General features: G+C 43.8%; 13 protein-coding genes and 1 pseudogene. 8 read left to right on the top strand and 6 right to left on the bottom strand.

The features are described 5' to 3' along the window. Positions 1–341: 341 nt before the first annotated feature. Complete coding sequence (locus F6K63_RS28360; protein WP_008188212.1) at positions 342–2,036, bottom strand: beta strand repeat-containing protein; 1,695 nt, start codon at positions 2,034–2,036, stop codon at positions 342–344. 1,209 nt (positions 2,037–3,245) lie between these two features. On the opposite strand from F6K63_RS28360, the gene F6K63_RS28355 reads away from it, so the two are divergent. Together F6K63_RS28355 and chrA are read left to right on the top strand one after the other, a co-directional pair. Then, entirely contained in the window at positions 3,246–4,256 is a 1,011-nt protein-coding gene (locus F6K63_RS28355) for a sulfotransferase family protein (protein ID WP_287252810.1), read from the top strand. A 10-nt stretch (positions 4,257–4,266) separates the two neighbouring features. Continuing rightward, complete coding sequence (gene chrA / locus F6K63_RS28350) at positions 4,267–5,505, top strand: chromate efflux transporter (protein WP_287252808.1); 1,239 nt, start codon at positions 4,267–4,269, stop codon at positions 5,503–5,505. A 264-nt stretch (positions 5,506–5,769) separates the two neighbouring features. Here the strand turns inward: chrA and F6K63_RS28345 are convergent, their stop codons facing one another. Next, the gene (locus F6K63_RS28345) at positions 5,770–6,804 is read right to left on the bottom strand and encodes a phosphate/phosphite/phosphonate ABC transporter substrate-binding protein (protein WP_008188209.1); all 1,035 of its coding nucleotides are present in this window, start codon (positions 6,802–6,804) and stop codon (positions 5,770–5,772) included. An 801-nt stretch (positions 6,805–7,605) separates the two neighbouring features. Between F6K63_RS28345 and F6K63_RS28340 the strand changes: the two genes are divergently transcribed. From F6K63_RS28340 to F6K63_RS28320, 5 genes are all read left to right on the top strand, one after another. Beyond that, positions 7,606–11,067: a GAF domain-containing protein gene (locus F6K63_RS28340; RefSeq protein ID WP_287267900.1), complete on the top strand. Its 3,462-nt coding sequence runs from the start codon at positions 7,606–7,608 to the stop codon at positions 11,065–11,067. A gap of 706 nt (positions 11,068–11,773) precedes the next feature. Next, entirely contained in the window at positions 11,774–15,319 is a 3,546-nt protein-coding gene (locus F6K63_RS28335; RefSeq protein WP_287313787.1) for a WD40 domain-containing protein, read from the top strand. Positions 15,320–15,624: 305 nt separating this feature from the next. After that, positions 15,625–15,954: an RpnC/YadD family protein gene (locus F6K63_RS28330; RefSeq protein ID WP_008188206.1), complete on the top strand. Its 330-nt coding sequence runs from the start codon at positions 15,625–15,627 to the stop codon at positions 15,952–15,954. 114 nt (positions 15,955–16,068) lie between these two features. Beyond that, positions 16,069–17,307, top strand: coding sequence for an RNA-guided endonuclease InsQ/TnpB family protein (locus F6K63_RS28325; RefSeq protein ID WP_008188205.1), 1,239 nt, complete (start codon positions 16,069–16,071; stop codon positions 17,305–17,307). A 64-nt stretch (positions 17,308–17,371) separates the two neighbouring features. Next, positions 17,372–17,575, top strand: a complete 204-nt coding sequence (locus tag F6K63_RS28320) for a hypothetical protein (RefSeq protein ID WP_008188204.1) — start codon at positions 17,372–17,374, stop codon at positions 17,573–17,575. Between the two features lie 314 nt (positions 17,576–17,889). Here the strand turns inward: F6K63_RS28320 and F6K63_RS28315 are convergent, their stop codons facing one another. Continuing rightward, on the bottom strand, positions 17,890–18,609 hold the full coding sequence (locus F6K63_RS28315) for a DUF1822 family protein (RefSeq protein WP_044494771.1): 720 nt from the start codon (positions 18,607–18,609) through the stop codon (positions 17,890–17,892). Between the two features lie 296 nt (positions 18,610–18,905). Then, positions 18,906–19,733: a TlyA family RNA methyltransferase gene (locus F6K63_RS28310; RefSeq protein WP_287251039.1), complete on the bottom strand. Its 828-nt coding sequence runs from the start codon at positions 19,731–19,733 to the stop codon at positions 18,906–18,908. Between the two features lie 172 nt (positions 19,734–19,905). Here F6K63_RS28310 and F6K63_RS28305 point away from each other — a divergent pair, with 172 nt between their 5' ends. After that, positions 19,906–20,031, top strand: a complete 126-nt coding sequence (locus F6K63_RS28305; RefSeq protein ID WP_287251041.1) for a hypothetical protein — start codon at positions 19,906–19,908, stop codon at positions 20,029–20,031. A 121-nt stretch (positions 20,032–20,152) separates the two neighbouring features. Here F6K63_RS28305 and F6K63_RS28300 read toward each other — a convergent pair whose 3' ends face one another. Next, positions 20,153–20,404, bottom strand: a complete 252-nt coding sequence (locus F6K63_RS28300) for a macro domain-containing protein (protein WP_287313785.1) — start codon at positions 20,402–20,404, stop codon at positions 20,153–20,155. Positions 20,405–20,445: 41 nt separating this feature from the next. After that, positions 20,446–21,290 (bottom strand): annotated as a pseudogene (locus F6K63_RS28295) (IS630 family transposase). Between the last annotated feature and the right edge of the window lie 74 nt (positions 21,291–21,364).

The following is a 21,364-nucleotide window of genomic DNA, read 5'->3' as shown; positions in this document are numbered from 1 at the left end:
TGGAGTTAAGGTTTACTGATTTAACAATTATTTAAAAAGACAATAAAAATTAATAAAAATATAGCAAAGGAAACAGGGAATAAAAATTATCACAATTCCTAAACGGATTGCTATGGCGTTTTTCATAACTATAAGGTACACAGGATTTTTTCCCTGTTCCCTGCTCCCTGCTCCCTGCTCCCTGCTCCCTAAAAACCCAGAAATTTGTAAAAAATAAAGTCGCAAACCGCTATATGTAACCATTTAGCTGAGAAAAAAAATGCGATTGACCTTTGGTCACGCTAAAAGCGATCGCTAATCTAACTAGCGATCGCTAACAGTCTTGGGATGACACTTTTGTGTTAGACAAATACATCAAGTGCCTGCTCAGCAGCATCGAGATTGCCGAATACAGTCAGATTATCCTCGCCGCCAAGGATGGCTACTACGGCTTCTTGACCACTAACTGTTTCGCGACCGAAACTAATATTGCCCAAGAATTCATCAGCGAAATCAAAGGCATCCCCTGCCTCAAAGTCAGTGATTTGGTCAAAGTCCTGGAGACCGTCTTGGAAGATTTCACTGCCGAAGGCGAAGATGTCTGCACCTGAATTGCCAGTTAACAAGTCATTGCCAACCCCTCCGTTCAAGACATCATTAGCGCTACCACCAATCAGAGTATCATTGCCCTCATTACCGAAAACAGTACCGTTAACAGTGCCTGCGATCCCATCATAGGTATCATCACCACCACTGAGTAGAACATCGCCGTTGATAGTGCCTTGGTTAACAATAGTTACGTCACCCTCAGCATCCTGAACATCAATACCCACCTGAGGGCTGCCTGCAACAACACCACCGTTGATAGTGCCCCTATTAATGATTTCGCCGTTGAGTTCGACTCCGTCCTCAATCAGCAGTGCCGCATCAGTTTCTGAGGTCAAGGTGCCTTCATTGACAATATCACCATTGAAGACTGAGAGGTCAGTATTAGTACCCTGTCTGAGGCGAACAGCAGTAGCTCGGTTGTTACCCACCGGCACACCACGTCCGATCACCGTACCCCGATTAATCACACTACCTGTGACATCAGCACCGAGTTGTAGAGAAATGGCATCCCCATCATTGCCTTCACCGACATCGATCAGACCACTACTTTCGTTGACAATCGAGTAGGAAAGCGCACTCTGGTCAGTGTAAACCACACCATCCCGGGGACTGGCAGAGCTGAGAATCTGACCGAAGTTTTGAAGGCTAATATCTTGACCACCGATATTTACGGCACGACTAGCACTAGTGATAGTACCGAAATTTTGCAGCGCGCCAGAAGAGGTACCGCCATTGGCAAAGCTGACGCCGTTGAAAGCACCATCAATCGTACCGTTGTTAACGATGGTACCATTGAGTTCTACTCCCGACTCAATCAGGATACCACTATCAGTTTCTGAGATCAAAGTGCCTTCATTGACAATATCACCATTGAAGACTGAGACATCCGCTCCTCCGATGTCAGTACCCTGTCTGAGGCGAATCGCAGTAGCTTGGTTGTTACCCACCGGCACACCACGTCCGGTCACCGTACCTTGATTAACCACACTGCCTGTGACATTAGCACCGAGTTGTAGAGAAATGGCATCTCCATCATTCCCCTCACCCACATCAATTACAGCATCAGGACCATTGAAAATATCATAGGATGTAGCGGTCTGGTCAGCGTAAACGACACCATCCCTCGGACTGGCAGAGGAGATAATCTGGGCTAAGTTATCAACCTTGATGTTCTGACCACCGATGTTGACGGGACGACTATCACTGGTAATCAAGCCTTGGTTGGTTAATGTGCCAGAAGAAACACCACCATTAACGAAGTTGACACCATTGAAGCTACCATCAATTGTGCCTGTTTCTGCGTTAAAGATGCTGGCATTAGTGCCAGTGATATCAACAGCACTACCATCAACATCCAATGTACCGAATACGGTTAAAGAATCCCCTACTCCGGGTAGTATTACTGGCTCGGTTAGAGTTTCTCCAGTGGGAATAAAAGTGTTTGACATGAAAGTTCCTCCGAATGCAAGTGAATTAAGTTGAGAGTGGAAGTAAACACTGGTCTACCGGCAATAGACCAGTGTAATGTTTTTAACCTCAGGCAAACATTGACCCTTAGGCAAAAACCATAGGTTTTAACAGGGCATTAGCGCTTTTGTCTAGTCGCTAAGGTGTCTATATTTCTACAATGGCATTCGGATCAGAGCCTAATGTCTCAGTTTTTGTATCAGTTTTTTAGCTCAGTTATTTTAACTAGGTTTAGTTGTATAATTTTTTTCATACTTAGCCCAGGGTGAGCTTATATTTTTCTCAGACTAATCTCAGGTTGAGCCATCAACCGATGAAATTAATCCTATTCAGAGGCGCTATATAGCATAAGTTGGAATAATAGTTGTCTCAGTTTTTGTCTCAGTTGTCTCAGTTTTGCTTTTTTTCTCAGTTTTGCTTCAGTTTTGCTTCATTTATAAAGTAATTCCTATCACATTTGGCTTAACAAGCGTGTTATTCTCCCATCACCCCATTAACCTACAGTCTTAATTTCAATCATTTAGCCTATCTACTTTAGTGATAGTGCTTAATTTTCGGCTGTTACCCCGGATCGGGTAATCAGTTAACGAAGGTGTGATCTGGTTTATAGGTTTTATAAATCAGATGTAAACATAGGAGGTCTTTTTTTATTCTCCAATAAAACTCCGGATATCTTTCCCCTCTTGCCTTTTACCTCTTACATGCATGCCTTTTCCGGCAATAATTTTGTTTACAACCAAGATATAAACCCGCTGATCGGTTGTTAAACAATTTGTAAGCATATGCGCTACGCGCACGCTACGTGAACAGCCGTCAGCCGTGAGCTTTTAGCTCACGCTACTTGAGGTGCCGTCTGCTTTGTGGCACAGGCTAGAAACCTGTGACGTAGCTCATAAGCTGAATGCTGATAGCTGAATGCTGATAGCTGAATGCTGATAGCTGAATGCTGATATCTGAATGCTGATATCTGAATGCTGATATCTGAATGCTGATAGCTGAATGCTAATAGCTGAATGCTTACGGTTAGTCAGCTAGACACCGCTCCACTCACAGCTAGGGAGAGTTGGTTTGGTGAAGACCAAGCTTTTATTGTGGTGCATTGCAACCACAACGTTTTCTGATGGCTGCTTCTACTTAATCGGTGATCAAGGTCAGCAATTGGAATTCAGTGATGAGGATAGCTCAAAGTTATGTCTATTTTTATGATCGGCACCCAACGCTCAGGCTCTAATTTATTGCGCCTGATGTTGAATCAGATTGGTGATCTCGCTGCTCCCCACTCCCCTCACATATTGCAGCGGATGATGCCATTACTACCTAGCTATGGGGATTTGAGTCAAACGGACACCTTTACCCTCTTAGTCAATGATGTGTGTCGTTTAGTGGAACTCAATCCCGTTCCTTGGGAGGGTGTGAATTTAGATACAAAGGAAGTCATTTCCCTTTGCCGAGAGCGGTCTTTGGTGGCGATATTTGCCTCTGTTTACGATATTATGGCACAAACTTGGGGAGCACAGCAATGGTGTTGCAAAAGTTTAGCCAACGTTTACTACCTGCCAGAGATTACCGCTTACTTGGAAAACGCTAAATTTATCTATTTGTACCGGGATGGTCGAGATGTGGCGGTTTCTTTTAAAAAGGCAGTGGTTGGGGAAAAGCACTTCTACCATATTGCTCAAGAATGGGCAAAAGCCCAGGGTTTAGCACTCCAGATGCGCTCTCGCCTAAGTCCCGAGAGGTTTTTCAGTATCAGTTATGAAACCCTAATCAGCTCTCCTGAGACTACCCTGCAGGATCTGTGTAATTTTCTTGGCGTCCACTATACTCCTGAGATTCTGGATTTCCATCAATCCCAGGAAGCCTCGAATGCTGCCACTTCTAGCTCCCTATGGAGTAATGTCACGCAACCTGTAATTAAGCAAAACACTAAGAAGTTTCTCCAGGAAGCTACGGATGAGGAAATCCTGATTTTTGAATTGGTGGCGGGAGATGTACTTGATGCTCTCGGTTACGAACGGGTTGGAATTCTTAAAGGCAAAGAAATCAAATTCAGCAGCAGTGCGATCGCTAAATTTAATGCGATTAACCAAAGCTTGAAAGCAGAAGTACGCCAAAAGATGGATCCTGAGGACTTAAAGCGACGGGATCGCCAAGCCACTCTGCTCAAAGAGATTAAAGCACGTCAGACCGTAGTGGCTTAAAGAACTGACTATGTTAAAAAAACTGCATGTAAACTCGGAAAATTCCGAGTCGGTATCCCTTTGGTTTCTGTTTTGGAACTTTTTCAAGATCGGAAGTACAGCGTTTGGCGGTTTCATGGCTCTGATTTCCGTAGTGGAGAATCGGATGGTGCGGCGGCACAAACTCCTCACCCATGAAGATATGCTGGACGGCATTTCCTTAGCCACTGTTTTACCTGGTCCAGTTGCTGCTAATGTAGTAGCCTATGTGGGCTATCGCTTGGGGAGGACTAATGGGGCTGTAGTCAGTGCTATTGGTGTGTTGCTCCCTTCTTTTATCCTGGTAATTGGTCTAACCATTGCTTATCTCCAGGCCGGGGAAATTCCAGCACTTCAAAAAGCCTTTGCGGGATTTATTCCTGCGGTGGCGGCGATTATCTTGAGTGCCGCCAGGCGCATGAGCAAAAAAGCGATCAAAGGCTGGCGGGAACTACTGATTGCTTTAATAGCGGCAGTCCTACTCAAGGTAGTAGGAGGATTCTACATTACTGTGCTAGTGGTGGTGGGTTCTGGATTGCTAGGATGGTTTTGGTTACGTGACACTAAGCAGTCGGGACAGGAGAGTTCTCAAGCTCAACCGATTCAGGAGTCAATTGAGGGGATTTCCTGGCTGAAGCTCTCAGTCACCTTCGTGATCCTCCTGAGTTTTCTGTTGCTTTCTCTGATTCCCCTACCCTTTTTGGGGGAAACCAGCCTCGGGAAACTATTCGTGACATTTTCCGGAATGAGCCTGATGCTATTTGGTGGAGGCTACGTGTTCATTCCCCTGATTCAAGAAGTGGTAGTGAATACTTATGGTTGGGTGACTCAGACAGAATTTGCTAATGCGATCGCAATCGGGCAAATTACTCCTGGACCAATTCTGATCAGCGCTGCCTTCATCGGTTATGTGGTGAAAGGGATTTCGGGAGCAATAGTAGCAACAGTAGGGATTTTCTTACCACCAGGACTGCTGATGGTAACCTGTTCCCACTTATTGAAACATATCAAAGAATCTACAGTCATTCAGGCGGCGCTCACAGGAATTCGTCCTGCCGTGATTGGCATGATCATTACCGCTGCTATTGTAGTAGCTGGGAGTGCTGAATTTCATGTTGGCAGCCTGGTGATCTTTGCCGCAGCCTTAGTTGCCATGTGGCGGTTCCGCGTGAAGGTGCTGTTGATTATCCCGATTGCTGGAATTTTCGGCTTAGTACTTTACTCAATCTAGAATGGGTTGCTATAGCAAAGGGAACAGCGGATCACCGGAACAGGGAACAGCGGATCACCTCCCTTAAAAATCTTTAAGACCCTGTAGGGTGGGCAAGAGGTGATCACAGATAAGCTGTACTGAAAACTCTAGGACTTTTGCCCACCAAAAAGCCAAGCTACCCACAGTTAATCCTGGTGGGCAAGGTGATTCGTCAACCCAACCGCTCCCATTGATTTCCCCTTGCCCACCCTACAAAACTCCCTACTCCCTACTCCCTACTCCCTACTCCCTACTCCCTACTCCCTGTTCCCTGTTCCCAGAATTCCTAAACGGATCCCTATTAGCATCCCAACTTTTTAGCCTCAAGGTTTCAATCAGCTTATCCAGGGAGCCATAATCCTCTGCCGGTAAAAACTTATCTATGTTAGCAGCTGCCAGGGCTGGATGGTTCGGCGGGATATTTAGAAGCGCTTCGGTCACTGCTGCGACTAATTGCGGGTCAGTACCCTTAACCGCAGCAATCGGCCACTCGGGATAGAGCTCGGTGGTATGAGTATAGAAGAATTCGTCCTTAGCCGACTCTAGGATTCTCAGCTGTTCCAGGTTTTCCAGCAAGCCTTGGTTGACCATCTTTTCTAATTGACATGTACGGATAAACCCAACATCAATTTTGCCGTTGACTACATCAAGCACGATCTGGTCTTGTGATTTGTTTTCCACAAAACTGCTGAAGTCCAGGAACGGGTCAATACCATGTTGAAGCAGATGATAGATTTGGAAAATGCAGCCAGCCGCCGCCGTTTGAAAAGCCACGCAGGCTGCCTTCTTACCCCGCAGATCCTTCAGCTTGTAGATATTGCTATCGCTTCTGACGATGATCAGACCACCAAATTTTGTACCCACCTGAGGTCGAGAGTGGGTAAGTAGAAACTCCGTATCGTAGAGCCGACGGATTTGCACAGCTGCCAGAGGATTGTTGGTGGTAAAGTGCAAATTACCTTGGGCTACTTCAATGAATTGACTTTCTTGGGTAACAGGTACTAAGGAGAAAGGGCGATTAATCACCCCAGAGAGGTAGTTTAGGAGTGGCTGATACCGTTGTTTGACAGAATCCACGCTATCAATGATAAGCACACCCACCCGGACAGTATTGTCCGACACTTGTTGATGGGAAGTATCAACGGGTATCACTGATGGGTTTGCAGAATTTTTATTCTCGCAGGCGGTAAGCCCTAGGATAATAGCAATAGATACACCAGTCAACAGATGAATTATTGTCTGTTGATAACTTATTGAGTTAACTATATTTTTAACCATCAAAACCGATTAAATTCTTTAAGAAAAATAATCATAAAAATAATTTAAACTAGATCTTATTTTTTTCTTGACAAGAGTTATTTCACCTGATGGATACTTTGATAAAGTTTCGATAAAGTTTTAGACATACCCTAGCCAGCCTTAGTTTTTACTGTCAGCAGTTACGAGTATACACAAGACTGCCGAAAAAATATACCTGTAGAGTTAGCCATGACTATAGCGCTTTTTATCCTCATGAGGTACACATATTTTTTTACCTCTTCCCTCTTCCCTCTTCCGAAGTCCCTGCTCCCTGCTCCGAAGTCCCTAAAACCTTAGGTGCGCTTGACCTTGGCGAATTAAATTCGCCAAGGTCAAGCGCACCTCAAAAACTTGTACCTTACTAGATTAAAAACCGCTATACATAACTACTCCCAGTAGCGTATATAGCGTTTCTTATAGCTATGAGGTACACAGGATTGTTTCCCACTTCCCTTTTCCCACTTCCCATATCCGCTGCTCCCTGCTCCGAATTTCCTGCTCCCTAAAACCTAGGAATTTGTACCTCACTCGTCCTGATAATTGCGCTAATCAGTAAATTAGCGTAACTCTTAAGACACAAAATTCAGTTAATTTACTGAGAGAAATTCCTCGATAAATATGGTTAGATTAAAAACTGAAGTAAATCTATAAATTATAAATAGGTTGTGAACGATCACGGGGTCAAAATTCCAGCACTACCAATAATTAGGGGTTTCTGGATTTTCACAAATCGTTTATAAACGCTATAGCTATCCTTCTAGGAAAAATAGTCACGGTCATATGCATTGTTCAAAAGACTTAGCCTGGGAATTACCAGTCATACCTCAAGGGATAACCCAAGATGGACAACAGCACTACCATCAACAATCAAGTCAACCCACCGATTCCAACAATTCCCAACCACAAAGGAAAAGTAATGATCTGCGCACTCAATTATTGAAGACCATTCTCCCAGCGGTTTTAACCCCTCTAGGTCTGGCTGGACTATTCAGCTACAGTGCTATTTCCCGCAGCTCCCAACAGCAAGCTGAGCAACTATTAGAGGGTGAAACCCTAGTTGCGGGCAGAGTTTTCTATATATTTTTGGAGGAAGCAAAAAGAATACCTTCTACATTGGCGGCTAGCCCTCTAGTAGTTGAGGCGGCTAGCACTGCAACAAAAGTTTCTCAAGATCAAAACCTTTCCAAATTACCCTACTACGAGGTTGAAGAGTCTTTCTCCGCTACCAGGTTAATCCAGCCAAATGAAACTCTCAAGTATTACTTACGTAAAACTACAGAACTTTATGAGTTTGCCGAGATATCTTTCACCGAAAAGCACGGGTTTAATGTAGCTTACAACAGTCTTACTACTGACTTTGTCCAACGGGATGAAGCCTGGTGGCAAGAGGCAAAAGATGATCCCAGTCAGCAGGTGATTAAAACGAAATTTGATGACACTGACGATAGGTTCGTGATTGAGTTCAGCAAAGCGATCACAGACCCAGCAACTGATGAATTCCTAGGGGTTGTTAGAGGAGTTTTGCCTGCCTCGGTTTTCAGCAGCATATTGAAAAACCTGCTGAAGGATTTGGAAATTGGGGATTCTCAATCTATGCAGCTACTAGCCCTGAAAAAAGACGACACTGTGGCTGTTGTTGATACCATCTACCAAGGGAAGAGTAAAGACCAGCCACAGAAACTGCTCGGGGCAAAGGATCAAGCACTTGTACAGAACCTAAAAATTTTGCTCAAAGCTTTTGAAACTGGGCAAACAGTGCAGCAGAAGGGACTGACGATAAAATCAGCTAATTCAGAACTTTTCCCAAACTTAAAGCTGGCCACCTTTGATCATAATAGCAGGCACTATATATTGGTTGCAGTTCCTGATAGCAATTGGACTGTGGCCGTCTCGATCAAACTTAGTGAACTCAGAGCAGCGGGTAGAAAAGCGGCAATAGGCTTTGCTAGTTTGTTCGTGGTACTGGGCATTATTATTACCTTGGTAGTCAGAGCTTTATCCGATCAGTTAGCAAAACCCTTGGGTCAGTTGGCTAATACTGCCAAAGCGGTGATTGCAGGCAACCTGAACGTTCAGGCGGAGCTTGTTGGTGCTACCGAGACGCAGCTACTGGCTCAAGTCTTTAATAACCTGGTGACACGGGTCAAAGGTCGATTACAGGACCAAGAACAAGAAACTGAACAGGCGCGGACACTAGTGCTAGTCAGCAACCAGCTTCAGCAATCCTTAAACTTCGACAATATCCTACAAACTTCCGTTTATGGGGTACACCTTGCCCTCAACACAGACCGTGTATTTATCTATCGCTTTAATCCTGACTTCAAAAGCGGGATAATTGCAGCGGAGATCGTAAATTCTGGTTTTGTTAAAGCCCTAGGGCAAACTATTTACGAACCAATCACGACCGGGGAAATTACAAAGTTTAAGTTGGAGAAGCTTGTTAGTGTCGAGAACCTTCAACAAGCTACTCTAACTGGTGCTCCTGGGCAGTTCCTTCAACGCCTTGGTGTCGTAGCCAGCCTGGTTGCGCCAATTATAGTTGGGGGTGAACTTTTCGGCTTGTTGTATGCGAATGATTGCTCAAAACCCCACCCTTGGCAGGAGTCAGAACGTGAGTTAATGCAGCAGTTAACTAGACAAATTGGTGATGCCCTTACCCAAGCCCTGCTCCTGGAACAGCAGCAAGCCACGGTGGACATTTCCCAAAGGTTAAATGAGATTACTGCTAGCATGCTTAAATCCTTAGAACGGGAAAAGATTTTCGCGGCTACGGTGGTGGGAATTAAAAGAGCGCTCTCGTGCGATCGCACAATCATTTACCTCCTCGAACAGAATCATAAAGGGTCAATGGTTGGCCTTTCAGTAACTCTGGATGGGTCTGTTACCCCACAAACACAGAAAGAAGAGTTGGATTTTGCCCTAGAGGATGTTGATCACTACCAGTCACGTCAGGTTCTAGCCATTGATAATCTTGAGGGTGAGTTGACCCAGTACCAGCAGTCCCAAGTAGAGAGGCTTGGCCAAACTTCTCTACTGCTTGGAGCTAAGGCCAGTTTAGTGGCACCGATTTTGGTGGCAGAGAACTTGATTGGCTTTCTGGCTGCCCATCAATGTTCACAGCCAAGAGCTTGGCAGGAAACGGATATCAAGGTTTTCACTCAGGTGGCGATTCAATTGGGCTTTGCTCTAGAGCAGGCTAATCTCCTCGAAAAGAGGGAAAGAATTTCTCAAGAGCAAAGACAGGAAAAAGAAGCACTCCAGAAGCAACTGCTGGTACTGCTTGAAAATTTGCAAGGGGCAGCACAAGGAGATCTGACAGTGCGCTCTGACGGGACTTTGGATGAGATTGGTAAAGTTGCTGATTGTTTTAACACAATTATTGAGAATTTGCAAACTCTCGTAACCCAGGTCAACAACTCAGCGGTTGAAGTCAATACCTTACTAGGAAACAACGAGGTGGTAGTCGGTCAACTAGCAGAAGATGCTCTTAAGCAGGCTTCAGAAACCACTCACACCCTGGATTCAGTAGAGCAAATCACCGATTCGATTCAAGCAGTGGCTGAGAATGCTGATCAGGCGGCGAGAGTAGTTGATGGAGTTACAACCACTGTTGAAGCTAGCAGCACTGCTATTAACCTAACTCAGGAGAGTATGCTGGAATTGCGAGACACGATTGGGGAAACGACCTCAAAAGTGAAGCAGCTAGGTAAATCTTCCGAAAAGATTGCTAAGGTGGTTGCCAAGAGCAACATGCTCTTGGTTCAAACCAATGTTTTGGCTATTAACGCTGAGATTGAGGCTGGGCGGTCTGGTAATGGGATTCAGGGTTTTGTCGTGATTGCCAAAGAAGTAAATCAGCTTAGCAACCAATTGATCAAAGCTACCCAGGAAATTCACAAAATAGTAGATGATATCGACCTAGAAATGTCTCAATTAGTGAAGGTAATGGAACAGAGCACTGCTGTGGTGGAGAAGGGCACAAGTCGAGTTGAGGAAGCTAAGCAGAATCTGAAACAGCTGATGGAAGCTTCGTGCCAGATCGAGCAGCTAGTAGCAGCCATTTCCCAGGGGAGTGTTTCCCAAACCGAAACCACTCAGAACGTGGCTATGTTGATCAAAGAGATGGCTCAATTCTCGGAACGCACCGTTGATTCCTCTAGGCAAATTTCAAGTTCCTTAACCTCAACCGTAGCCGTAGCTCAGGAATTGCAGGAGTCGGTTAGTGGTTTTAAAGATTTTTGATAACACCAGCTATCAGCCGTCAGCTGTCAGCTGTCAGCCGTTGGCCGTAGGCCACGCTACTTGAGGTGCTGTCAGCCTTCAGCTGTCAGCCGTTGGCCGTAGGCCACGCTACGCAAACAGCTTTGTGGCACAGGCTTTGACGCTGTGACTTAACTCAAATTAAACTAATACTTACGTATTTTATTCTTAACGGTTTCCTCCTCAACCGTGCCCATAAGCTGATAGCTGATAGCTGATAGCTGATAGCTGATAGCTGATAGCTGATAGCTGATAGCTGATAGCTGATAGCTGATAGCACCTCAAGTAGCGTGCCCATAAGCTGATAGCTGATAGCTGATAGCTGATAGCTGATAGCTGATAGCTGATAGCTGATAGCTGATAGCTGATAGCTGATAGCTGATAGCTGATAGCTGATAGCACCTCAAGTAGCGTGCCCATAAGCTGATAGCTGATAGCTGATAGCTGATAGCTGATAGCTGATAGCTGATAGCTGATAGCTGATAGCTGATAGCTGAATGCTTACATTAAATTATATTAACTGTGTTCAAAAAACTTAAAGTTCCTCAAACCCTTGCTGTTCTAGGATCCGAAGTTACCTGTGCCCTTGTCTGAGGTGATTATCTCAATTGTCTCAGATTGACTTCATGGTTATCTCAGAGTTTGGCATAACAATTGGCGTGGATAGTGAGCAGAACCAGATTTCGGTATGAAGAATTCAGTGCGAGCTTCTGAATTAGGACTCAAATTGCTTGACCGGGCTAGACGCCTGAAAAAATGGAACAAAACCGCAGAAGCTTGGTGTAGCAGTGCCTTAACCTCTAGGGCAACTTTAAACCGATTTTGGGCCAGACAACCGATTCGCTGTGACACCTTCATCGCTATTTGTAGTGCTGTAGGGGTTGATTGGGAAAAGGTTGTTGAGCCAGATCAGATTAAGGCAGATCAAATCAATAACGGCAAGAGTCCCACTGTGGCTCAAATTAAACGTGTTGATTGGGGACAAGCACCAAAGCTAAGAGGTTTCTACGGTCGTACTGAGGAACTCAACACCCTACAGCAATGGATTCTTCAGGACAAGTGCCGCCTGGTGACACTTCTAGGGATGGGGGGAATTGGTAAAACCTCTGTGGCTGTGACTTTAGCCCATCTTCTGGAAGATAAATTTGAGTTTGTGATTTGGCGGACTCTACGCAATGCGCCTCCCCTAGAAGAACTCCTGGCAGACCTGATTCAATTTTTGTCTGGACAGCAGGAAACCAATTTACCCTCCTCTGTGGATGGCAAAATTCTGCGATTGATTCGGTATTTACAAGGGCGGCGTTGCTTGCTAGTTCTAGATAATGTTGAGTCGATTCTGCAAAGTGGCGATCGCACCGGTAGTTATCGAGAAGGATATGCTGAATACGGTGAGCTGCTCAGAAGTATTGGTGAAACCGCCCACCACAGCTGTCTATTACTGACCTCTCGGGAGCCACCCCAGGACTTGACTATTCTGGAGGGGGAAAACTTACCCATTCGCTGCTTGCCACTCAAAGGCTTATCAGAAACCGATGGGCAGGAAATCCTGAAGGAAAAAGGAAATTTTGCTGGGGATGACAGCCAGTGGCTAACTGTAATTGAGCACTATGCTGGCAATCCTTTAGCTTTAAAAATGGTGGCTTGTCTGGTCAGAGACTTTTTTTATGGTAATATTGCTCAGTTCCTGAATTTTTTAAACCAAGGCTCATTCATTTTTGATGATATTCGGGATTTGCTAGATCGGCAGTTTCAGCGCCTGAGTGCTACACAACAAGACCTGATGTACTGGCTAGCTATTAATCGCGAACCGATTTTTTTTAAAGAGTTGGAACAGGACGTTGTCTGCCACCGATGCGCTCCTGATATTTTACAGTCTTTAGGGTCTCTACAACGGCGCTCATTGATTGAAAAAACCTCGGCTGGGTTTACCCAACAACCTGTCGTGATGGAATACATGCTTAATCGATTAATTGAGCAGATTCCTGAGGAAATTACTAGTCAAAATTTTGCTCTGTTGCGCACTCACGCATTAGTCAAAGCTACTGCTCCTGAGTATGTTTGGGATACTCAAGTTTGTCTTATTCTCGAACCAATTATTGAAAGATTACTCGCCAGTTTTGGTTCCACAAAAAAGCTCAGCAATCACTTGCTGGAAATTATTTCAATGCTGCGCTCCCCAACTTCCACGGTAAAAAAAATAACTCAAGATCCGGCATATATCTGCGGCAATATAATTAATATAATGCGCCAATTACAGGTGGATTTAAACAGCTATGACTTTTCTAATCTAACAGTTTGGCAAGCTAACCTAGAGGGGATTAAATTACACAATGTCAATTTCGCTGATGCTGACTTTACCAGCTCAGTATTTACGGAAACCTTAGGAAATATTTTATCAGCAGCATTCAGCCCAGATGGTAAACTATTAGCAACCTGTGATACAGATTGGAAAGTTCGCCTGTGGGAAGTACCAAGCGGTAAACTAGTTTTGCTATGTGAGGGTCATACCAATTTGGTACGAGACCTTGCTTTCAGCCATGATGGTAAAATCTTAGCTAGTTGCAGTGCCGATCACACCGTTAAGTTTTGGGATGTCAGTGATGGTAAGTGCTTAAAGACTTGTACCGGACATACTAATGAAGTATGTTCAGTCGCTTTTAGTCCAGATGGTAAGACCCTAGTTACTAGTAGTGGCGACCACACCTTGAAAGTCTGGGATATCAAAACTGCAGAATGTCTCAAAACTTGCACCGGACATAGCAGTTGGGTTAGATCCGTTGCCTTTAGTCCAGATGGTAAGACTATAGCCAGTAGCAGTGACGACCACACGGTGAAATTCTGGGATAGTGGCACTGGTGAATGCCTGAACACTGGCACTGGACATAGGGATTGCGTTGGGTCAGTGGCATTCACCAGTGACGGGAAAACCCTAGCCAGTGGCAGTGGCGACCACACGGTGAAGTTTTGGGAGGTAAGCACAGGTCGCTGCTTAAGAACTTACACAGGACATAGTAGTGGTGTCTACTCCGTCGCCTTTAGTCCAGATGGGAAAACCCTGGCTAGTGGCGGTGGCGACCACATAGTCAGGCTCTGGGATACTAGCACCAATGAATGTTTGAAAACGTTGCATGGACACAGCAATCAGGTATTTTCAGTTGCCTTTAGTCCTTATGGAAACACCCTGGTTTGTGTGAGTTTAGACCAAAAGGTGAAGCTGTGGGATTGTCAAACCGGTCAATGCTTGAAAACTTGGTATGGACATACGGATTGGGCAATGCCCATCGCGTTTAGTAGTGACGGTCACACCCTGGCTAGTGGCAGTAACGACTACACGGTAAGAGTATGGGATTATGGTACTGGTAGCTGCATCAGAACCTTGCCCGGACATACTGACTTTGTCTATTCAGTGGCATTCAGTAGTGATAGGAAAACCTTAGCCAGTGGCAGTACAGACAATACGATTAGGCTGTGGGATGTTAGCACAGGTTGCTGCATTAGAACACTACATGGCCATACTGATTGGGTATTTTCAGTAGCATTCAGTAGTGACGGGAAAACCTTAGCCAGTGGCAGTGCCGACCACACGGTCAAGCTGTGGGATGTCAGCACAGGTCACTGCATCAGAACGTTTCAAGAACATACCGATAGACTGCGTTCAGTGGCATTCAGTAATGACGGGAAAACCTTAGCCAGTGGCAGTGCCGACCACACGGTCAGGTTATGGAATTGTGAGACCGGAAGCTGTGTAGGAATTTTGCGCGGACATAGTAATCGAGTCCACTCCGTCGCCTTTAGTCCCAATGGTCAGCTTTTGGCTAGTGGCAGTACAGACCACACGGTGAAGCTGTGGGATATCCGTGAGAGTAAGTGCTGCAAAACCTTGACGGGACATACCAATTGGGTATTGTCAGTTGCTTTCAGTCCCGATGGGAAAACCCTAAGCAGTGGCAGTGCTGACAAAACGGTCAGACTTTGGGATGTTTCCACAGGGGAGTGCCGTGACATTTGCACCGGACATAGCCATCTGGTCTCTTCAGTCGCCTTCAGTGTGGATGGTCAAATTATGGCGAGTGGGTCTCAAGACCAAACGGTAAGGCTAAAGGATGTAGAAACAGGGGAGTGTTTGAAAATCCTGAGAACTCCTAGACTCTATGAAGCCATGAATATTACTGGAGTTAGAGGGTTAACTGAGGCACAGAAAGCAACTCTGAAAACGTTGGGAGCGATAGGATGAAGTTAGAAGTTAGAAGTTAGAAGTTAGAATTTAGAATTGGGAATTTAGAATTTAGAATTTAGAATTGGATTTTTTTCATTCTTCATTCTTCATTCTTCATTCTTCATTATTTTTGCAGTTGTCGCCATTGCAGTATCAAAATAATAGGGAATGCTATGCTCTGAAATAGCCCCTACGCGAACCCATTTAGCTTAGCTGTTACCGTAGCGCATTAGCTGATATTTAAACTGTATTAATAAGGTATAATTTTAGTAGTATAATAGTTATTATAAATTCTGAATTGGGTAACATTTATTCCATGAGTTATGACCAATCAACGTGCAGACTACGATAATCCATGGAAAGAGGCAATTTCCTTATATTTCCAACCTTTTATGGCATTTTTATTTCCCGAAATTGAGGAAAACATTGACTGGGATAAAGGCTATGAATTTCTCGACAAGGAATTCCAACAGATAGCCCGGGATGGGGAAATTAGCACTAGGGAAGCAGACAAATTAGTTAAGGTTTGGCGCAGCGATGGCCAGGAAACTTGGGTACTAATTCATGTGGAAGTCCAAAGTCAATACGAATCCGTGTTTGCTGAGAGGATTTATGTGTACAATGTCTTGATGGAGTCGCTCATGGTCTTTTAAAAGCGGGGATGAAGGTTGGTAGCGCGCTTTTAGCCGTGAAAAAAATCTTTTCAATATTCCGTAATTTTTATCCGGCGTGGTGTATAATAAAGTAAGTAAAAAAGGTCGATACTGATGATAGTTATAGAGTTCAAGGCATACGGCAAGCAAAAACAATATAATGCGATTGATGAAGCTATAAAAACAGCTAAATTTATTCGCAATAAATGCATCCGTCACTGGATGGATAATAAAGGTGTAAAGAAAACTGATTTAAGTGCTCTTTGTGCTGTCCTAGCCAAAGAATTCCCATTTGCCAATGAACTCAATTCCATGGCTCGACAAGCTAGCGCTGAAAGAGCATGGTCATCGATTGCACGTTTCTATGACAACTGCAAGAAGAAAGTCCCAGGGAAGAAAGGTTTTCCAAAATTCAAAAAGCACTGCCACTCGGTGGAATATAAGACTACGGGATGGAAACTATGTCCAGACAAAAAGTGGATTAATTTTATCGACAAGAAAGGTATTGGAAAACTTAAACTCAAAGGAACATGGGATTTATGGTGTTTGGAAATAAAACTGATAAAAAGAGTTAGGATAGTCCGCCGAGCAGACGGATACTATGTCCAATTTTGTGTCAATACTGACATTTATGAGGAGATAGAATTAACGGGCAAAACTATTGGTTTAGATGTTGGATTAAAAAACTTCTATACCGATTCTAATGGCGATAGTCAACCTAACCCTAGATTTTATCGAAAAGGTGAGAAACGACTAAAATTTCATCAACGTCGGGTTTCCCGGAAAAAGAAAGGCAAGGCCGTAGGCCACGCTTCGCGAACAGCCAACCGTAAGAAAGCCATTAATAGACTAGGCAAGACTCACCTTAATATAAGTAGGCAGCGTGAAGAACATGCCAAGAGACTGGCGCGTTGCGTAGTCCAATCTAACGATTTGGTAGCCTATGAAGATTTGAGGGTTAAAAACTTGGTTAAGAACCACTCTCTTGCTAAATCTATCTATGATGCAGGTTGGTACCAATTCAGAAAATGGATAGAACATTTTGGTACGAAGTTTGGTAGAGTAACTGTTGCAGTCAATCCTTCCTATACTTCGCAAAACTGTTCTAATTGTGGCGAAGTGGTTAAGAAGTCGATTTCTACTAGAACCCATGTCTGTTCGTGCGGATGTGAATTAGATCGTGACCACAACGCCGCAATCAACATTTTGAATCGAGCCTTGAGTACGGTGGGGCACACCGGAACTTGGAATAATATTCCAAACGCTTGGGGAGATTTAGCCTCTACTTTGATTGGTGAAAACCTGTCACAGCAAGCCGAGTCATTGAACCAAGAATCCCCGTCTCGCGATTAGTGGGGAGTGTCAAGTTACTAGTTTTGAACGCCTTGCTCGTCAAGAAGGGATTGAAATCGGCATTTTGGAAAAAGGTCGAGAATGGCTCCTGGAAGTACTTCGGCTTCGTTTTGAAGATGTGCCTAGTGAGTTGGTGGAAACAATCAACCAAATTAAGGAGGACTCGATTTTGACAATGTTGCACAGACAGGCAATTACCATTGCTTCTGTAGAGGAGTTTATGGTTGTGGTTAATCAGCAGCTAGCTTCTGGTGAGCAAAGTTCTTAGGTGCGCTGTAAGCATTCAGCAGTCAGCAGTCAGCAGTCAGCTTTGTGGCATAGGCTTAATGTTTGTGGCACGGGCTTCGACACTGTTACATAACTTAGATTCAACCAATGCTGACCTGTTTTATTCAAAAGCTAATAGCCTATTAGCTGATAGCTGAATCCTTACGGTGCGCTTAACGGAAAGTGCCACAGGAAAATTTGAGAAATTATTGGAATGAAGAATGTATAATTTAGAATTTAGAATTTAGAATTGGATTTTTTTTAATTCTTCATTCTTCATTCTTCATTCTTCATTCTTAATCTGATTGTAAGCATTCAGATTAAGAAATTTTCGGTAATACTGATATCATTCCAAACCAACTTAATGGTAAAATGTTCTCCTGCTTCGCCGCTAACTTGCAACTTAAGATTTTCTGTCTCTCTGGCTTGGACTTGAATCACCACAATTCCTTCTTCATCTAGCACCATAATTTGTAAACCTTTGGGGAGAAGGTCTCGACCACCAGCAGGATGCAGCTCAATGGATAGATTCATTTTGGGTGATTCTGTCCGATGTAGCTCCACTAATAAAGCGACTTGCTGATCACCCCAGCCGATCTCAGTACCGAGTAGCTTACCTCTTTTCACTCCTGCTGTAGTATGGAATTTGCTACTAGCTTCTTGATGCAGTCGCTCATGGGGGAAACCCCCAAGACCGCGCTGCATCGCTTGGTGAAAGGAGTCACTTCTAAAACTTAAAACTCGCTCTGGGTATTGCTCTAAGATAGTCTCCACGTTTTCCCAACCCGGATCAAAACAATCCTCTAACCACCGCTTTAGTTTTACCACCTTTTGACTGGGTTTTGATCGCTGTGGTGGGCTGGGGTCTAATCTAAAATTGTCTAATCTCAAACTATCCTTAGGGAAGGGAGAAGGGGAAATGGGGAATGGGGAATGGGAGCTATTAGATCCTGAATCCCCTTGCCTTCCGGAACCTCTGCGAAAAACGGGAACTGCTTTGTGGGTTTGTCCTGCTGGAATAGTGGTGTGTGACATTAATAAGTTACTCCAATACACTCTGCAATTTTCATAATAATGGCCAGACAATCGCAAAATTTCTCAGTTTTTGTCTCATTTGTATCAGTTTTAAATTATATAAATTCTACGACTTTTGAGGTACAAATGTCTGGGTTTTAGGGAGCAGGGAGCAGGGAGCAGGGAGCAGGGAGCAGATAAGAGGCAATAGGCAATAGGTTAAAAATATTGTGTATCTGATAGCTATGATAAACGCTATAAGAATGTAGAATTTGAAATTATGCCTTAACCCTTAACCATTCTAAATTCTTCATTCTTCATTCTAAATTCTTCATTTTGCTGGTAATCTCTCTAATTGCTGCTAAATCGGGATAGCATAATATACTATCCATTGCTAGCCAAAGTAAGTACTCGATATTCCCGGCGGGGCCAGTAATGGGAGAGGAGATTAATCCTTTGTACTGCCAACCCAGCTGTTTGGCGGATTCTAGAACGTTTGCGATCGCATCCGCACGGTGATGGGGGTCCCTAACTACTCCCTTTTTTCCGACACGGTCACGACCAACTTCAAACTGAGGCTTGACTAGCAACACTACTTCACGGGGAGGGGATAGCAGTTGCCACAGAGCAGGAAGAATTTTGGTTAAGGAAATAAAGGAAACATCGACTACGCCTAAATCAGCATAGACTTGACTTTGATTCGGGACTGGTGAAACACCGTACAAGTCGGCTGGCTGAAGATAGCGTAAGTTGGTACGTTCTTTCAACACCACTCGCTGGTCATTGCGCAGACTCCAGGCTACTTGTCCATATCCCACATCAACACCATAAACCTGTTTTGCTCCAGCTTTTAGCAAGCAGTCGGTGAAGCCACCGGTGGAAATGCCACCATCTAGGCAAATGCGTCCTTCTACTGAAATCCCAAATACCTCTAAGGCTTTGGCAAGTTTTTGCCCTCCTCTGGATACAAAAGGGGGTTTCTCTTTGACCTGAATCTGAGCCGTGGTCTTAATTTCAGTTCCTGGCTTATCTAATATTTGTCCATCTACCATTACTTCACCGGCACGAATCAGCACCTGAGCTCGCTGTCGGGATTCACACAGGTTAAGGTCTACTAATAATTTGTCGAGTCGTTGTTTAACCAATGGGATTGGAAGGTTAGGAGGTTAGGAGGTTAGGAGGTTGGAGGTTAGGAGGTTGAAGGTTAGGAGGTTGAAGGTTAGGAGGTTGAAGGTTAGGAGGTTAGGAGGTTAGGAGGTTAGGAGGTTAGGAGGTTAGGAGGTTGGAAGGGGGGGTTTATAAAGAGCCTAATGCCTAGTGGCTGCACTTTTGATCTCTTTGCAGTTTACCACTGAGATACTTTGGTTTGGGTTGTTGTGTTACCTTCGCTGGTGGAGAAACTGGAATCGAGTAGTAAATGCGATCGCATCCCAAAGGGAGTGACAAGCCACCTTTTTACCCTTGTTATCACCCCCTCAGGTCTTAATCCCTACTCCCATTAACTTAGGAGCTTTGTAGCTCACCCCATTGAAAACACTATATAATACCGATTTTAAGGACAATATCAAAAACAAGCCGATGTCAAGAAATCCTCTAATTCATAGAAATCTGTGTTTTCTAAGTCTTTAGGATGGATGACTAAAGTTAGTTTCCTGGTGACAAACTCCTTCTTAGAAGCCACTACGAATGAAAGAATAATTAACTTAGCTAATGCCATTCGAGGTAAGTTAGTACGAGCTAAGTCCGCTCCAATAACAGGTATAGCAACGTCGATACCATGACCCTTCCGGCGAACTTCTTCCCAAAGACAGCTCAAAGAATTCCAAATGTATAGTTATTTTAAATAAGGAGGAGACACTAAGAAGCACAATATTCACGAATTACTTCATCCAGAGAAGTGTCTATAGAAGTATACATTCTGGCTCTCTTTAAAGCACTAAAATCATGCTCTATATCATTGAAATCTGGAGAGTATTTCGGCAAAAATAATACTTGATGACCGGCTGACTCTACTAATTCTCTAATTGCATTTTTTCTATGAATTGGTGCATTATCCATAATTAATACTGAAGGAATTGTTAATGAGGCTAATAAATATTGGCTTAACCATCCTTCAAATACTTCGGCATTAAGACTACCACTAAACAAGGGGCTATTAAATCTTTTGATTTCTTCCTTCTTCCTGCTACTAAATTTTCTCTTTTTATTCGTTTTCCTGTTTGTTCACCATACAGTTTTTTCCCTTTTTTTGACCATCCATAAAGGCATGACTGTATTTTGTAAAACCCCGACTCATCAATGAATACAAGGCTTTTAATTCCATATATTTTTATTAATTCTCTTAATGCTCTTAAATACTTTATTCTTTCTTTCCTATCTCTTTCCCGATAACGAAGTTCTTTTTTTTTACGAGTTATTTTCATTTTTTTGAGTGCGTATAATATTGCACTTGGGCGCACTCCAAATTTTTTGGCTCTCTCTATTAATTTAGCATCTGGATTTTCTTTGACATCTTGTTCTAAGGCTTTCCAATCTAGCTTTCTTTGACGACGTTCTACTTTATTAGCCTTTAGTTCGGAACGATTCAACCACTTGTATATTGTCGCTCTTCCTATCCCAAATACTTTCGCTGCCTCTGTAATTTTTCCACCTTTTTCTATATAGTTTATTACTTTTTTTCTGAAATCTAGACTGTATGGCATTGCTGTCAGTTATTGAAAATATACCCTTTTCATTTTACCTCATCACCGTCTTATCCTTAATTGAAACAACTATA

This window comes from Moorena sp. SIO1G6 (assembly GCF_010672795.1).
GTDB lineage: Bacteria > Cyanobacteriota > Cyanobacteriia > Cyanobacteriales > Coleofasciculaceae > Moorena > Moorena producens.
The sequence above is the reverse complement of the archived record's forward strand: the minus strand, read 5'-3'. Positions and strand labels throughout refer to the sequence as shown.

Coding starts and splice junctions, on each gene's coding strand:
- F6K63_RS28360 (WP_008188212.1), bottom strand. CDS start 2,036: ATGTCAAACACTTTTATTCCCACTGGAGAAACTCTAACCGAGCCAGTA.
- F6K63_RS28355 (WP_287252810.1), top strand. CDS start 3,246: ATGTCTATTTTTATGATCGGCACCCAACGCTCAGGCTCTAATTTATTG.
- chrA (WP_287252808.1), top strand. CDS start 4,267: ATGTTAAAAAAACTGCATGTAAACTCGGAAAATTCCGAGTCGGTATCC.
- F6K63_RS28345 (WP_008188209.1), bottom strand. CDS start 6,804: ATGGTTAAAAATATAGTTAACTCAATAAGTTATCAACAGACAATAATT.
- F6K63_RS28340 (WP_287267900.1), top strand. CDS start 7,606: ATGCATTGTTCAAAAGACTTAGCCTGGGAATTACCAGTCATACCTCAA.
- F6K63_RS28335 (WP_287313787.1), top strand. CDS start 11,774: ATGAAGAATTCAGTGCGAGCTTCTGAATTAGGACTCAAATTGCTTGAC.
- F6K63_RS28330 (WP_008188206.1), top strand. CDS start 15,625: ATGACCAATCAACGTGCAGACTACGATAATCCATGGAAAGAGGCAATT.
- F6K63_RS28325 (WP_008188205.1), top strand. CDS start 16,069: ATGATAGTTATAGAGTTCAAGGCATACGGCAAGCAAAAACAATATAAT.
- F6K63_RS28315 (WP_044494771.1), bottom strand. CDS start 18,609: ATGTCACACACCACTATTCCAGCAGGACAAACCCACAAAGCAGTTCCC.